The following is a 14,306-nucleotide window of genomic DNA, read 5'->3' as shown; positions in this document are numbered from 1 at the left end:
AGGATGCGGGCCACCTCGTCGTGAATACGGCCCGCCCGGCGGTGCGCGTAGACGCCCTCCTGTCGCTACCGGCGCGGGGAGTGGGCGAATCCCTACCGCGGCACCGCATTTCGCGACGCGTCGCCGGCGACGAGTTCGGCGAGGTGACGCAACAGGAAGTCGTTCACCGCATCGGTGCGCTCGAGTTGGACGAGATGTCCTGCGCCGGGCACCTTTTCGACGGCCCGCAGATCCGGTACGTGCGCACGCAGCACCGCCAGTGGGTCGCGGCCGCTGAAACCCTCCATATCCGGGTCGTTTTCGCCGTAGAGGAAGCAGGTCGGCACCGGCACCGTCGTCGGCAGGCCCTCGGTCAGCTCCCAGTTGCGGTCCAGCGCCCGGTACCAGGTCAGCCCGCCGGTGAAGCCGGTCCGTTCGAATTCGGCTGCCAGGGTGTCGAATTCGGATTCCGAGAGCCACGGCCAGGGCAGTGCGGGCGCCTGCGGCAGTGCGTCCAGATAACCGATACCGGGCGGATTCTTCCAGGTGTCGAGGTAGTGGAACTCGCCACTGAGCGCGTAGTACACGCGGGCCAGGAATTCGCGGGGGCGAGCGGCGAGTTCGGCGTCGGCGACACCGGGCTCCTGAAAATACGACAGATGCAGGAAATGACGCTGTGCGGCGCGCGTCCAGAACTCCGACGGCGCCATCGGCGGCCGGGGCGCGTACGGATTGTTCAGCACCATGATCGCCGCTACCCGTTCCGGCGCCCGCAGTGCCAGCTCCCACACCAGCTGCGCGCCGAAGTCCAGGCCGACGAAAACCGCTCGCTCGGCGCCGATCTCGTCGAGCAGCCCGAGCAGATCGCCGATCACGGCCCGATTGGTGGTCGCCTCCACCCCGCCGGGCGCCTCGGTCCGGCCGTAGCCGCGCAGATCCGGGGCGATGGCGTGATATCCGGCTGCCGCCAGCGCCGACAATTGCCGATGCCACACGTACCAGCCGTGCGGAAATCCGTGGCAGAAGATGACCGGATACCCGCGTCCCGCTTCGGCGATATGCAGCCGAATCCCGTTGGTCTCCACGAACCGATGCGTCGGCCCCACTGCGCCTCCCAGGTACTAGAACACGTTCTCGTTTCACGGTAGTGTCCCGGAGTCGTGAACGGAATACTGACCGATCGAGTCGCCGTCGTCACCGGTGCGAGCCGCGGTATCGGCAAGGGCATCGCGCTCGAGCTGGGTGCGGCCGGCGCGACGGTGTACGTGACCGGGCGCTCCGAAAGTCCCGGGCAGCTGCCGGGCACCGTGGCCGCGACCGCCGGCGAGATCGACGAGCTCGGCGGGCGCGGGGTGCCGTTCGTCTGCGACCACCGCGACGACGAGGCGGTGGCACGGTTGTTCGAAACCGTGCGCGCCGATCACGGCCGGTTGGATGTGCTTGTCAACAACGTCTACAACTCCCCCGCCTCGGCGCGCTGGCTCGGCAAACCGTTCTGGAAGGTGCCGCCGAAGGCCTGGGACGAGGGCTTCGATATCGGCGTGCGCTCCCATTACGCCGCCGCCCATTTCGCGGCGCCGCTGCTGATCGAATCGGGCGGGCTGATCGTCGACATCTCCTCGCCGGGCGCCGAACATTTCACCCACAACGTCGTCTACGGCGTGGGCAAGGCCGCCGTCGACCGGCTGACCGCCGATATGGCGCACGATCTGGCCGGCACCGAGGTCACGGTCGTGTCGCTGTGGCCGGGGATCGTGAATACCGAACTGCTGCAGCTGGTTCCGGCCGATGCGCAGGGCCGACGCCTGATCACGCTGCCCGGTGAGGGCACCTTCGATCTGAACGAGGCCGAGACTCCGCATTTCGCCGGGCGCGCGGTGGTCGCGCTCGCCGCGGATCCGGGCCGGCGCTCACGCACCGGCCGGCCGTGGCGGGTGGCCGATCTGGCCGAGGCCTACGGCTTCACCGATATCGACGGTCGCGTGCCGCGCACGTGACAGGCGCTGTTCCCTTAGCCTGAGGCGGCGGCTCGCATCCCGCGACGCCGGCAGTGAAGGAGGGTGGATGGACGCGATCGCGAATTTCGACGCGCTGGTGGCGACGGCGGACGCTCCGATCTACGTGGTGACGGTGGCGACGGAATCCGAGCGCGCCGGGTGTGTGGTGGGCTTCGCGTCCCAGGTCGGGATCGAACCGCGCCGATTCCTGGTGTGCCTGTCCGAACTCAACTACACCTACCGGGTGGCCGCGGGCGCCACCCACGTCGCGGTGCATCTCGTCGATTCCGGTTCGCGGGCCCTGGCCCAGCTGTTCGGTGCGGAGACCGGCGACGATGTCGACAAGTTCACCTGGTGCCGCTGGCATCACGGGCCCGACGGAGTGGTGGTGCTCGACGAGGCGGCGGCCTGGTTCTCCGGCCGGATCCTCGAGCGCCACGATTTCGGCGACCACGTGGGTCTGCTGCTGGAACCGCTGGGCGGCCCGACCCCGCCGGAGGGCATCACCGGGCTGCGCTACAGCGACCTCGCCGGTCTCACTCCCGGCCACCCCGCCTGAAGGCTCCCCCTGGGCCTCCGGCGTTCGAGACCCTCAGCCGTTCGCTGCGAGGTCGAGGAAGCTCCGCACCGACCTGGCCGGCGCGGGCCGGGTCCGCCAGGCCAGCCGCAGGGCCGACGGCGGGGCGTCCGGGATATCGAGGTAGGCCACGCCGGGATGCGGCGCTCGGGTGCGTGCCAGCTCGGGAACGGCACCGATCCCCCGGTCGGCGGCGATCAACTCGATCCACTCGTCGAAGTTCGTGCAGGTGACGATCTCGCGGCCGGGTTCGGCTGCGGGCCAACTGGTTTCGTCGGTGGTGCCGGAGACGGTATTGACCACCAGCGGATAGGCCGCCAGATCCTGCCACCGCAGCGCCGCCGCGTTGGCCAGCGGCGAGCGGACGGACACCGCCGCCACCCGCCGCTCGGTGCCGATGATCCGCCCGGTCATGGCGGCAGGCAGCCGAATATCCTTGCGATACAGCGCGATATCGATACTTCCCGCCGCGACGGCGGCCACCGGATCGTCGATGCGATGGATGCCGACCCGCCCGCCGCGCGCCTCGAAGCGCGTGCGGACCTCGGTGAACCAGTCGTCGGGCAACAGCCAGGAAAACCCCACCGATACCCGGGCTCGCAGCCGCAGATCGGCGGTGACGGCATCGATATCGGCGACGATCCGGGTCGCGGCCGCGAGCAGATACTCCCCTTCCGCGGTGAGGACGAAGCGCCGCGCACTGCGCTCGACCAGCCGGCAGTCCAGAATCCGTTCGGCCTGTTGCACGGTGCGAGTCAGCGAGGGCTGGGTGGTGTGCAGCCGCGCTGCGGCGCGGGTGTAGTTGGCTTCCTCGCACAGCACCAGGAACGCGCGCAGATGCCGCAATTCCAGATCCATACGCTCAGCGTATACATCGTGCACAGGAAGCATTTCACGGGGCCGCGCCGGATCCGTAGCGTTGGTCGGCGTGACCATCGCACTTCCTCGACAGGCATCGCTCGCGCCCGCGCTGCGCGCCTCGGCCGGATTGGCCGCCGCCATGGGCATCGGTCGCTTCGTCTACACGCCGCTGCTTCCGGTGATGATCGACGCCGGACGCTTCGGCGCACATACCGGCGCGGTCGTGGCCGCGGCCAACTATGCGGGCTATCTGCTGGGCGCGGTCGCGCTGGCGCGGTTTCCGGAATACAACGGCCGCACGACATTTCGGCTGTCGGCCGCCGCGCTGGTGGCGAGTGAGGCGGCCATGGCGATCCCTGCGCCGGCGATCCTGCCGATCATCCTGCGGACGGTGGCCGGCGTCGCGAGCGCGGTCCTTTTCATCGGCTGCGCGCAGATCGCCGCCCGGCACGAAAACCGAAGGCGCGCAGCGGGTATCGCCTTCGCCGGAGTGGGCACGGGAATCGCGGCAACGGGTGCGCTGGTACTGGTCGCGCAGTCGGTGCTGTCCTGGCAGGCGCTGTGGCTCGCCGCGGCCGCGCTGACCGCGCTGCTGCTGTGGCCGGCCCTGCGGCTGGAAGTCGTCGCCGGTAGCCGTACCGGTGCGGCGACAGTGCGGTCGCCACGCTCCTGGCGGTTGCTTCAGCTGACCTATTTCCTGGAGGGGCTGGGCTACATCGTCCTGGGAACGTTCCTGGTCGCCGCCGTGGACGCCACCGGTCATCGGACCGCGGGCACCGCGATCTGGATCGTCGTGGGAGTGGCGGCCGCCCCCGCGACCGTGGTGTGGAGCCTGATCGCCCGGCGGGCTACTCCGGTGATCGCCCTGGTGGCCGCCCTGGTGCTGCAATGTCTGTCAGCCCTGTTGCCGACGCTGTCGGCGGGTGTCTGGCCGGCGGTGGCGTCGGCCGCGCTGTTCGGCGCGACCTTCATGGGAATCACCCTGCTCGCCCTCGAGATCGGCGACGATCTGGCCGGTCCGGGTGCGGCGGCGACGTTGACCGCCGGATACGGGCTCGGCCAGATGCTCGGACCTCTGGCGGTGGCGCCGGTGCTCGGCGACAGCTACGCCGCCGCGTTCACGATCGCGGCGGCGATCCTGGCCGTGGCCGCGGTATCGGCGATCGCGATCTGCTCGCGGCGGCGCCGTGACGCCGCCGCGACGATCAGGCGAACTTGATCTCGAAGCCGATACCGAGGATGGCGATGAACCAGATCAGGCCGACGAAGATGGTGATGCGGTCGAGGTTCTTCTCGACCACCGTGGATCCGGACAGACTCGACTGCACACCACCACCGAACAGGCTGGACAAGCCTCCACCCTTCGCGCGGTGCAGCAACACCAGCAACACCAGCAGGACGCTGGTGATGACCAGGAGGATATCCAGGAACATTTGCATGCCGACAGTTTATGGGATGCTCAGCCCACCACCGAACCGGCCGTCATCCCGCCGTCGACGACGAATTCCGCACCGGTGCAGTAGCTGGATTCGGTGCTCGCCAGAAAGACCACCAGATCCGACACCTCGGCGGGCAGGCCGAGCCGCGCACGCACATTCTCGCCGCGATCGACCGCGATCTCCTCGGTGACCCCGATCATCGGCGTCAGAATTCCGCCGGGATGCACCGAGTTGACCCGCACGCCCTCGGGCGCGAGTTCCAGCGCGGCCGACTTGGTGAGCCCCCGCACGCCGAACTTCGAGGCCGTGTAGGCGTGCATGCCGCTCACGCCCTGCATACCGGCCGCGGAGGAAATATTGATCACCGCGGCCGGGCGGGCGGCGACCAGCGCGTCGCGCGCGGCGCTCAATCCCAGGAAGGGACCGGTCAGATTGATGTCGATGACCCGCTGCCACTGCTTCTCGGTGTAGGTGCCCAGCGGGCCGCCGTCCAGCACGCCCGCATTGTTGACCAGCACATTCAACAGCCCGAATCGTTCGACGGTGGCGGCGACCGCGGCCTGCCAGCCGGCGGCCTCGGTGACGTCGAGATGTACGTAGCCGGCCTGCTCACCCAGTTCCGCGGCCAGCGCCTGGCCCGCGTCGTCGGCGATGTCGCCGAGCATCACCCGCGCTCCCTCGGCGACGAAGGCCCGCGCGTGCGAGGCGCCCATGCCGGAGGCGCCGCCGCTGATGAGGGCGACCCGGCCCGTCAAACGTCCACTCATGACATCGTCTCTCTTCTCTCGTCTATCGGGGGTCAGGATGCGGGAATGGGCGGGCCGTCCAGCCGCAGCACGCACCGGGTGCCGGTGTAGATGGTGGGCATGCATTCGTTGCAGTGGATGCAGGCCGAACGGGTCTCGGCGTCGGAGCCGATGCGCTGCAGCAGATCCGGCTCGCGGAGCAGGGCGCGGCCCATCGCCATGAATTCGAAGCCCTCACGCCGGGCCCGCCGCATATCGTCGATATCGGTGATGCCGCCCAGCAGCACCAGCGGCATCGACAGCTCGCGGCGGAACTGGCGGGCCCGTTCGAGCAGGTAGGTGCCGTGATATGGGTACTCACGCAGGAACGCCTTGCCGACGACCTTGAAGCCCAACCGGGTCGGGCCGGGCAGCGTCTTGGCGAAAGCCTGCCGTGGCGCATCGCCGTGGAACAGCAGCATCGGGTTGAGCAGCGAACTACCCGCGGTCAGTTCGAGGGCGTCGAGTCCGCCGTCGGATTCCAGCCAGGAGGCCACCTGGAGTGACTCGGCCAGCGAAAATCCGCCGCGCACACCGTCTTCCATATTCAGCTTGGCCAGAATCGCCAGCCGGCCGCCGACGGCATCGCGCACCGCGAGCGCGATCTCACGGGCCATCCGGGCGCGATGTTCCAAGGGCCCGCCGTAGGCATCCTTCCGGCGGTTCAGCAGCGGACTGAGGAACGAGCTGACCAGATAGTTGTGGCCGAAATGCAGTTCTACGGCATCGAATCCGGCCTCCTCGGCCAGCAACACCGCCCGCACGTGCGCGGCCACCACATCCTGGATCTCTGCCACCGAGGGCGACCGCATCATCTTCATGCTCAACGGCGACCACAACCGCGTCGGCGCCAGCGCCGGTGCCCGGTTCGAGGCCGCGTTGGCGACCGGGCCCGCATGGCCGATCTGCGCGCTGACCTTGGCTCCTTCGGCGTGGATGGCGTCGGTGAGCCGCCGCAGTCCCGGTAGCGCCTCGGGGCGCATCCAGATCTGGTGGCGGTCGGTGCGCCCGCCCGGGGCGACGGCACAGTAGGCGATGGTGCTCATCCCCACGCCGCCGGCCGCGATCTCCCGATGGAACTCGATCAGTTCGTCGGTGACCAGCGCGTCGGGGGTCCGGCCCTCGAAGGTGGCGGCCTTGATCACCCGGTTGCGCAGGGTGATCGGGCCCAGATCGACGGGTTCGAAAATATCGTTCACTACTACTCCTGTACGGCGGTATGCGAAGCGGTGGAGGCGGGCACGGCGGGATGCGGGGTATCGGTAGCGGGCGGCGGTGCGCTCAACCCGGCGATGACGAATTCGCGCAGCGTCGCCACCGCGGACGGCGCGATGTCGTAGTCCTCGGTGCTGCCGAAGCGCATGATGATCAGGTCGAAGGCCAGCTGCCAGCGGCGGCGGGCCTCACCGGAGGTCAGCTCCGGCAGCAGCTGTGACCACGACTCCATCCGGAACCACTGGTGCTGCCAGGACATCGGCCGCCGGCGCAGGATCAATCCGGCCAGCAGCCGCAGATGCAACCGGCCCATCGGGTCGGCGGCGAGCTCGACGAACGGCGCGAGCACCGCGTCGAGCACCGCCGGGACCGAGCTCGGCTCGGTGGCGGTGGCCGCGGCCAGCCCCTCGGCCCACAGCGGTCCGAGCCGATCCTCGATGAGCGCGGCGATCAGCGCCTCCTTGGAGCCGAAGTGGTAGTGCACCGCGGCCGGGTTGGCGCCCGCGGCCACGCAGATCGACCGCACCGAGACGTCCTCGTAGCGCTCGGTCAGCAGTAACCGCTCCGCCGCCGCCAGCAGTTTGGCCCGGGTCCCGGCTGACACCTTCTCGCCCATGCCGTTAGTGAACCACGACACAGAACAGGTTTCAATCACTGATTGAATCAGTGAGACAAAGTGCTGCGCACCGGCCGTTTCTCGAGTAGTGGACATGTCAAGGAATACTGGGACATCTGCCCTCGTTCAGGTGATTGAACTTTTGATCAGATCTCAGGAGGCGGCCATGCAGTTCGGCATCTTCACCGTCGGCGACGTCACCGTCGATCCGACCACCGGCATCGCGCCCACGGAGGGCGAGCGCATCGACGCGATGATGCGACTGGCCCTGAAGGCCGAGGAGGTCGGGCTGGACGTGTTCGCCACTGGCGAGCACCACAATCCGCCGTTCGTGCCGTCCTCGCCGACCACCATGCTCGGCTGGGTCGCGGCGCGCACCGAGAAACTGCAGTTGTCGACCTCGACCACGCTCATCACCACCAACGACCCGGTGAAGATCGCCGAGGACTACGCGATGCTGCAACATCTGTCGGGCGGCCGGGTCGACCTGATGATGGGCCGCGGCAACACCGGGCCGGTCTACCCGTGGTTCGGCAAGGACATCCGCAAGGGCGTCGAGCTCGCGATCGAGAACTACCACCTGCTGCGCCGGCTGTGGCGCGAACCGGTGGTCGACTGGCAGGGCCAGTTCCGCACGCCGCTGCAGGGATTCACCGCGACTCCCGCACCGCTGGACGGCACGCCGCCGTTCGTGTGGCACGGCTCGATCCGTTCGCCGGAGATCGCCGAGCAGGCCGCCTATTACGGCGACGGCTTCTTCCACAACAACATCTTCTGGAACAAGGAACACACCGAGGAGATGGTGCGGCTGTACCGGCAGCGGTTCGAGCACTACGGTCACGGCTCGGCCGACCAGGCGATCGTCGGTCTGGGCGGGCAGGTGTTCATGGCCGAGACCGAAGCGGAGGCCAAGAAGTTCTTCCGGCCGTACTTCGACAACGCGCCGGTCTACGGGCACGGTCCGTCGCTGGAGGATTTCAGCGAGATGACGCCGCTGACCGTCGGCACTCCCGAGCAGGTCATCGAGCGCACCCTCGGTTTCGCCGACTACGCCGGTGACTACCAGCGCCAGCTGTTCCTGATCGACCACGCCGGCCTGCCCATCGACGTCGCCCTGGAACAGGTCGAGATCCTGGGCCGCGAGGTGGTGCCGGTGCTGCGCAAGGAATTCGAATTGCGCCGTCCCGCGCACGTTCCCAGCGATCCGCCGACCCACGCGTCGTTGGTGGCGGCCGGTCCGGAGGCGCCGCATCATCTGGTGGAGCCGGCGCGCGAGCGGCTGCTGGCCGCGGCCGAGCAGGCCTGATTCATTCCACCGCGTATTCATCCGACCGCATCGAACGAGGGACGAAAACCCATGTCGCACACCGTTGTCGTACTCACCGCCGGGTTGTCGCAGCCGTCGAGCACCCGCCTGCTCGCCGATCAGCTCGCCGATGCGGTGGCCTCGGCCGTCGGCGCCCGCGGTGAGGCCGTGACCATCGAGGTCATCGAATTACGGGATCTGGCAAGCGATCTCGCCGCCACGATGGTCTCCGGCGGCCTGCCGACGCCCGCGGTGGCGGCGGCGCGGGAGAAGGTGTCCGCGGCCGACGGCCTCATCGCCGTCACCCCGGTGTTCGCCGCGAGCTACTCCGGGCTGTTCAAGATGTTCGTCGACGTGCTCGACACCGAGGCGCTCAACGCCATGCCGGTGCTCATCGCAGCCACGGCGGGAACCGCCCGGCACGCGCTGGTGCTCGAGCATGCGATGCGGCCGTTGTTCACCTACCTGCGCGCGGTCGTCGTTCCGACCGGCGTGTTCGCCGCGACCGAGGATTTCGGTTCGGCCGGACTGGGTGAGCGGATCCACCGCGCCGCGGCCGAATTCGCCACCCTGGTGGTCGCGGTACCGACCGGCGTGGACGGGTTCCTCCCCGAACCGGCCCGGACCCGGCAGTCGGGTAACCACGTCGGCGAGGTGACGCCGTTCGCCAAGCTGCTCGCGGGCCACACCGGACACACCGAACGTCCCCACCGGCCGGCCGAACAGCGGTAGGACACCGCGCTTCTCTCCCCTGCCGGCCCGGCCCACGCTCCGATCGACTCGCTCGGGGTAGGCCGGCGGGTTCGCTTCGACCGCCCGCACACCCAATCCGGTGCGCGGGCGGTCGCACGCGACATGATGGAGAGGTGACTGCGGGCCCGGAAGAGCTTCTCGACGACTGGTTGCGTGTATCCCTGGCGGAGGTGCGGCCGGGATCGCGACGCGCCGCCACCGATCCGATCGGCAGCGGCAGTCCGATCACCGTCGGGACGTGTCTGGACTTGTTCGACGCTCAGGCCACGAGCCGGCATCTGGATTTCGCGGCACGGCGGCTCGGCGCGAGCAAGCGCGGGTACTACAGCATCGGGTCCAGCGGGCACGAGGGCAATGTGGTGCTGGCGCAGGCATTGCGCAGCACCGATCCGGCGCTGTTGCACTACCGGTCCGGTGCGTTCTTCGTGCACCGCTGCCGGCAGATCCCGGGACTGGACCCGATCCGTGACGTGCTGCTGGGAGTCGTCGCGGCGGCCGCCGATCCGATCTCGGGCGGGCGGCACAAGGTGTTCGGCAATGCGCCCGCGTCGGTGATACCGCAGACCTCGACCATCGCCTCCCATCTCCCCCGCGCGATGGGTCTGGCCTTCGCGCTCGATCGGGCCCGCCGGCTGGGCCGGGACACGCCGTGGCCGCGAGATGCGGTGGTGCTGTGCACATTCGGCGACGCCTCGGCCAATCACTCCACCGCGACCGGTGCGATCAACGCCGCGATCCATACCGCGCACCAGGGTATTCCGATGCCGCTGCTGTTCGTCTGCGAGGACAACGGGCTCGGCATCAGCGTGCCCACTCCCCCGGACTGGATCGAAGCGGCCTTCGGATCGCGACCGGGGCTGCGGTATTTCGACGCCGACGGATCCGATCTCCGGCAGGCCCTGTCGGTGGCGTCGGCGGCCGCGGAATCCGTGCGTGCCCGGCGGCGTCCCGCACTGTTGCGGCTGCGCACGGTGCGGCTGCTCGGGCACGCCGGATCCGACGTGGAGTCGGCGTACCGCCGGCCCGAGGACATCGAGGCCGACCGCCGCCGCGATCCGGTCGCCGCGACGGCCCGGTTGCTCGTCGAGATCGGTGCCGCCACCGCCGAAGAAGTTCTCGCCCACTACGACGCGATCGGCGCCCGCGTGGCGGCGACGGCGGCGCAGGTGGCCGAAGAACCGCATCTGGACTCGGCCGAGGCGATCCGGGCGCCCCTGGAATTCGGGCGTGCCCGACAACCTTCGCCGAATCCGAAGCCGGGCCCCCGCGCCGGAGACCGCATGCCGGCCGCTGCCACCACGGCCTCGCCGCAGCAGTCCGAGAGCGCTACGCGGACAGATACTTTCGAGCATCCGGCGTCCCGGACCGAGTCCGCGCCGGCCGCCGAACCGGCACACCGCACCGACTTCGGTGGCTCCCCCGCGGTACCCGCGGATTCCACCGGCACCTCGACGGACGGTGAGACGAGCCCGGCGCCACGCTCGCATGCCGGGGCCTCGGAGCAGACCGCCGACCGCACCGGGCCGATGACGCTGGCGCAGGCGATCAACCACACGCTGGCGTCGTTGCTCGACCACGACCCCGATGTGCTGGTTTTCGGGGAGGACGTCGGCCGCAAGGGGGGCGTCTACGGCGTGACCAAGGGGCTGCAGCGGCAGTTCGGGGCGCGGCGGGTGTTCGACAGCCTGCTGGACGAGCAGAGCGTGCTCGGTACCGCGCTGGGCGCCGGACTCGCCGGATTCGTACCGATTCCGGAGATCCAGTATCTCGCCTACGTGCACAATGCGCTGGATCAGATCCGGGGTGAGGCGGCGACCCTGCCGTACTTCTCCGCAGGGCAGTACCACAACCCGATGGTGGTGCGGATCGCCTCGTTCGCCTATCAGCGCGGTTTCGGCGGGCACTTCCACAACGACAATTCCGTTGCGGCGCTGCGTGATATCCCCGGCGTGGTGGTCGCGGCGCCAGCCCGGGCCGACGACGCCGCCGCGATGTTGCGCCGGTGCGTCGAGGCCGCTCGCAACGAGGGCCGGGTGTGTCTCTACCTCGAACCGATCGCCCTGTACCACACCCGCGACCTGCACCGCCCCGGCGACGGGGGCTGGCTCGCCACCCCCGATGACGATCCGGTATCGCTCGGCCGGGCCCGAATCCACGGCGACGGAACGGATCTCACGATCATCACCTTCGCCAACGGTGTGCCGATGAGCCTGCGTGTCGCACAGCGTCTGGCGGACAACGGCATTCGCGCGCGGGTGCTCGATTTGCGCTGGCTCACACCACTTCCCGTCGACGATCTGCTGCACCATGCCCGCGCTACCGGCGCCGTTCTCGTCGCCGACGAGACCCGCCGCAGCGGCGGTGTCTCGGAATCGGTGTGCACCGCACTGCTCGACGGCGGTTTCGACGGCCGCCTCGCCCGCGTCACCAGCGCCGACAGTTTCGTTCCGCTCGGACCCGCCGCCGAACTGGTGCTGCTGAGCGAAGCGGCGATCGAGGCCGCGGCGCATCGGTTACTGAAATCCGGCCCGCGCCACGAGGGTTAGCGGCCGCGGATGATCAGCGCAGTGTGACCGTTGTCGGCAGCGCGGCGAAACCGCGATTGTTCGAGGAGTGGATGCGGCGCAGCCCGGACGGGTCGATGTCGTAGTCGGCGATGCGGGCGGTGATCTCCCCGAGCGCGGTCCGCAACTCCAGCAGGCCCAGATTCGAGCCGAGGCAGTGGTGGCGGCCGCTGCCGAAGACCAGCGCATCGGAGGTGTCGCGATCGAGATCGAAGACATCGGGCCGGTCGAAGACCTCGGGATCGCGGTTCGCCGAACCGGTCAGCAACAGCATCCGCGCACCCGCCGGAATCGTGACGCCGTGCAGTTCGACGGCCTCGGTGGTCGTGCGCAACTGCGACTGGGTCGCCGGGTCGTAGCGCATGCCCTCGGCGATCCAGTCGTCGACGCGCCCGAGCGCCGCGGCCCGCTGGTCCGGATGCGCCCATCCGGCGTACCAGATATTGCCCAGTGTGAGCATGGTCGTCTCGATCCCCGCGCCGATCAGCAGGATCAGCACGCCCACGATTTCCTCCGGGGTGAGCCGGTCGTCCCCGTCGGCGGCGTCGAGCAGACCGGACAGCAGATCGTCGGTGCGGTGCTTACTGCGTTCGATGGTCAGCTCGGTGTAGTAGCCGACCAGGGCGCCGATCGCCTGCATCGCCTCCGGCCGCAGATCGGTCGACTCCTCCTCGGTGTACATGATCTCCATGCCGAGTTTGCGCACCAGATCGCGATCCGCGCTCGGCACGCCGACCAGTTCGGAGATGACCTCGGTCGGATACGGGCCCGCGAACTCGGTCATCAGGTCGAAACTGCCGCGTTCGAGCAGCGGCTCCAGCAGGCCGGTGGCGATCTCGCGCAGCCGCGGCGCCAGCGCCTGTACCCGGTGCGCGGTGAACGCGCGCGTGACCAGGCCGCGCATGCGAGTGTGTTTCGGCGGGTCCATCGCCACGAAGGAGAAGAACTGCTCGGCCTGCGGGCCCCAGAAGGCCGGCTCCATCCGCAGCCCGTTGGCGCTCGAGAAGCGGTCCGAATCACGCAGTGCGGCAAGCACATCGGCGTAGCGCGACAGCGCCCAGAAGTCGTCGTCGGAGTTGCGGAACACCGGTGCCTGCTCGCGCAACTGCGCGTAGAGCGGATACGGATCGTCGTGAATGCCGAAATCGTACGGACTGAATTGCACTGACATCTTCGACCTCCCCGACCGCACGGCGGGGGCCGCGCCGGTTCGCCATCCGAGCTGACAGGATGACAGTAGTCGATAATGGTTCGTCGCCGCCGACAGAAGGAAGAGGTGTCATGGAACCAGTGACCGGATCACACGGCCCGCATACGGATCCCGTGGCGCCACCCGGTATCGATGTCACCACCCCGCATCCGGCCCGGCGTTACGACTACTGGCTCGGCGGTAAGGACAACTTCGAGGCCGACCGCGCCTCCGCGGAAGCGGTCGCCGAGGCTTTTCCCAGCGTGCAGATCTCCGCACTGGAGAATCGGGCATTCCTGCACCGAGTGGTCGGTTATCTCTCGGCCGAGGTCGGTATCCGGCAATTCCTGGACCTCGGGGCCGGCCTGCCGACAGCCGGAAACGTGCACGAGATCGCGCAGGCCGCCGCGCCCGAATCCCGCATCGTCTACGTCGACAACGATCCGATCGTCGCCCTGCACGCCCGCAGCCTGCTAGACAGCGCCCCCGAGGGGGCAACCGCCTATCTGGAAGCCGACGCGCGCGACCGCGAGCGCATCCTCACACATCCGGAGCTGCTCGCCACCTTGGATCTGTCGCAACCGGTGGCGCTGATGATGCTTGCTGTCGTGCATTTCTTCACCGACGAGGACCGTCCCTACGACATGGTGCGCCAGTGGGTCGACGCGCTGGCGCCGGGCAGCTATCTGGTCGTGTCGCATGCCACCAGCGATCACCTCTCCGAAGAAGACCTCGCCGACAGCGAACAAGCCAACAAGCGCAGCGGTATCCCGTTCCGGCTGCGCTCGACAGCCGAGTTCAGCCGATTCTTCACCGGCCTCGAACTCGTCGAACCCGGGATCGGATCGGTCATCCACTGGCCCACCGAATCCCGGCGTGCCCATCCCCGGCCGGAGGCGGTGTCGATGCTCGGTGCGGTGGCGCGCAAACCCTGATCCGGTTACTCCACGACGTCGGCCCCGGTTCCGCAGTACGCGGAAACCGGGGCCGAATCATTTTGTGCTGCAGGCGATTACCCGCCCGTG

14 protein-coding genes are annotated in these 14,306 nt (G+C 68.9%); 7 read left to right on the top strand and 7 right to left on the bottom strand.

Annotated features, from left to right (window positions below):
- Positions 1-92: 92 nt before the first annotated feature.
- Positions 93-1,085 (bottom strand): alpha/beta fold hydrolase, encoded by a 993-nt coding sequence (locus tag A5789_RS03795; RefSeq protein ID WP_064902652.1) that lies wholly within the window; start codon positions 1,083-1,085, stop codon positions 93-95.
- A gap of 54 nt (positions 1,086-1,139) precedes the next feature.
- Between A5789_RS03795 and A5789_RS03790 the strand changes: the two genes are divergently transcribed.
- Positions 1,140-1,976 carry an SDR family NAD(P)-dependent oxidoreductase gene (locus A5789_RS03790; protein ID WP_064902653.1) on the top strand — a complete coding sequence of 279 codons (837 nt, stop codon included), beginning with the start codon at positions 1,140-1,142 and terminating at the stop codon, positions 1,974-1,976.
- A 67-nt stretch (positions 1,977-2,043) separates the two neighbouring features.
- Positions 2,044-2,535 (top strand): flavin reductase family protein, encoded by a 492-nt coding sequence (locus A5789_RS03785; protein WP_064902654.1) that lies wholly within the window; start codon positions 2,044-2,046, stop codon positions 2,533-2,535.
- 33 nt (positions 2,536-2,568) lie between these two features.
- Here A5789_RS03785 and A5789_RS03780 read toward each other — a convergent pair whose 3' ends face one another.
- Positions 2,569-3,489, bottom strand: a complete 921-nt coding sequence (locus A5789_RS03780; RefSeq protein WP_231956626.1) for a LysR family transcriptional regulator — start codon at positions 3,487-3,489, stop codon at positions 2,569-2,571.
- On the opposite strand from A5789_RS03780, the gene A5789_RS03775 reads away from it, so the two are divergent.
- Positions 3,482-4,633, top strand: coding sequence for a YbfB/YjiJ family MFS transporter (locus tag A5789_RS03775; protein ID WP_227462762.1), 1,152 nt, complete (start codon positions 3,482-3,484; stop codon positions 4,631-4,633). The two genes, A5789_RS03780 and A5789_RS03775, sit on opposite strands and share 8 nt — an antisense overlap.
- On the opposite strand, the gene secG is transcribed toward A5789_RS03775, so the two are convergent.
- Genes secG through A5789_RS03755 form a run of 4 tightly spaced genes read right to left on the bottom strand, consistent with a single transcriptional unit; the run spans position 4,620 to position 7,469 of the window.
- Positions 4,620-4,853 carry a preprotein translocase subunit SecG gene (gene secG, locus A5789_RS03770; protein ID WP_030518417.1) on the bottom strand — a complete coding sequence of 78 codons (234 nt, stop codon included), beginning with the start codon at positions 4,851-4,853 and terminating at the stop codon, positions 4,620-4,622. The genes A5789_RS03775 and secG overlap by 14 nt on opposite strands.
- A gap of 20 nt (positions 4,854-4,873) precedes the next feature.
- Positions 4,874-5,620, bottom strand: a complete 747-nt coding sequence (locus A5789_RS03765; protein WP_030518416.1) for an SDR family oxidoreductase — start codon at positions 5,618-5,620, stop codon at positions 4,874-4,876.
- Between the two features lie 32 nt (positions 5,621-5,652).
- Positions 5,653-6,837, bottom strand: coding sequence for an NADH:flavin oxidoreductase (locus A5789_RS03760; protein WP_063013328.1), 1,185 nt, complete (start codon positions 6,835-6,837; stop codon positions 5,653-5,655).
- A gap of 2 nt (positions 6,838-6,839) precedes the next feature.
- Positions 6,840-7,469, bottom strand: coding sequence for a TetR/AcrR family transcriptional regulator (locus A5789_RS03755; protein WP_064902657.1), 630 nt, complete (start codon positions 7,467-7,469; stop codon positions 6,840-6,842).
- 166 nt (positions 7,470-7,635) lie between these two features.
- Here A5789_RS03755 and A5789_RS03750 point away from each other — a divergent pair, with 166 nt between their 5' ends.
- The 3 genes from A5789_RS03750 to A5789_RS35280 all read left to right on the top strand — a co-directional run bounded on the left by A5789_RS03750 (position 7,636) and on the right by A5789_RS35280 (position 12,074).
- The gene (locus A5789_RS03750) at positions 7,636-8,775 is read left to right on the top strand and encodes an LLM class flavin-dependent oxidoreductase (protein ID WP_063013330.1); all 1,140 of its coding nucleotides are present in this window, start codon (positions 7,636-7,638) and stop codon (positions 8,773-8,775) included.
- Between the two features lie 51 nt (positions 8,776-8,826).
- Positions 8,827-9,507, top strand: coding sequence for an FMN reductase (locus A5789_RS03745; protein WP_030514038.1), 681 nt, complete (start codon positions 8,827-8,829; stop codon positions 9,505-9,507).
- A gap of 134 nt (positions 9,508-9,641) precedes the next feature.
- Positions 9,642-12,074 carry a thiamine pyrophosphate-dependent enzyme gene (locus tag A5789_RS35280; protein ID WP_369817500.1) on the top strand — a complete coding sequence of 811 codons (2,433 nt, stop codon included), beginning with the start codon at positions 9,642-9,644 and terminating at the stop codon, positions 12,072-12,074.
- Positions 12,075-12,087: 13 nt separating this feature from the next.
- Here the strand turns inward: A5789_RS35280 and A5789_RS03730 are convergent, their stop codons facing one another.
- The gene (locus A5789_RS03730; protein ID WP_064902658.1) at positions 12,088-13,263 is read right to left on the bottom strand and encodes a cytochrome P450; all 1,176 of its coding nucleotides are present in this window, start codon (positions 13,261-13,263) and stop codon (positions 12,088-12,090) included.
- Positions 13,264-13,373: 110 nt separating this feature from the next.
- Between A5789_RS03730 and A5789_RS03725 the strand changes: the two genes are divergently transcribed.
- Positions 13,374-14,216 (top strand): SAM-dependent methyltransferase, encoded by an 843-nt coding sequence (locus A5789_RS03725; protein ID WP_063013332.1) that lies wholly within the window; start codon positions 13,374-13,376, stop codon positions 14,214-14,216.
- The last annotated feature ends 90 nt before the right edge of the window (positions 14,217-14,306 follow it).

Source organism: Nocardia sp. 852002-51101_SCH5132738 (genome assembly GCF_001665695.1).
In the GTDB taxonomy this organism is placed as follows: Bacteria; Actinomycetota; Actinomycetes; order Mycobacteriales; family Mycobacteriaceae; genus Nocardia; species Nocardia nova.
The sequence above is the reverse complement of the archived record's forward strand: the minus strand, read 5'-3'. Positions and strand labels throughout refer to the sequence as shown.

What these genes read in the sequence shown, in the direction of transcription:
- A5789_RS03785 (WP_064902654.1), top strand. Translation starts at nt 2,044, where the DNA reads ATGGACGCGATCGCGAATTTCGACGCGCTGGTGGCGACGGCGGACGCT.
- A5789_RS03780 (WP_231956626.1), bottom strand. Translation starts at nt 3,489, where the DNA reads ATGGTCACGCCGACCAACGCTACGGATCCGGCGCGGCCCCGTGAAATG.
- secG (WP_030518417.1), bottom strand. Translation starts at nt 4,853, where the DNA reads ATGCAAATGTTCCTGGATATCCTCCTGGTCATCACCAGCGTCCTGCTG.
- A5789_RS03765 (WP_030518416.1), bottom strand. Translation starts at nt 5,620, where the DNA reads ATGAGTGGACGTTTGACGGGCCGGGTCGCCCTCATCAGCGGCGGCGCC.
- A5789_RS03755 (WP_064902657.1), bottom strand. Translation starts at nt 7,469, where the DNA reads ATGGGCGAGAAGGTGTCAGCCGGGACCCGGGCCAAACTGCTGGCGGCG.
- A5789_RS03750 (WP_063013330.1), top strand. Translation starts at nt 7,636, where the DNA reads ATGCAGTTCGGCATCTTCACCGTCGGCGACGTCACCGTCGATCCGACC.
- A5789_RS03745 (WP_030514038.1), top strand. Translation starts at nt 8,827, where the DNA reads ATGTCGCACACCGTTGTCGTACTCACCGCCGGGTTGTCGCAGCCGTCG.
- A5789_RS03730 (WP_064902658.1), bottom strand. Translation starts at nt 13,263, where the DNA reads ATGTCAGTGCAATTCAGTCCGTACGATTTCGGCATTCACGACGATCCG.
- A5789_RS03725 (WP_063013332.1), top strand. Translation starts at nt 13,374, where the DNA reads ATGGAACCAGTGACCGGATCACACGGCCCGCATACGGATCCCGTGGCG.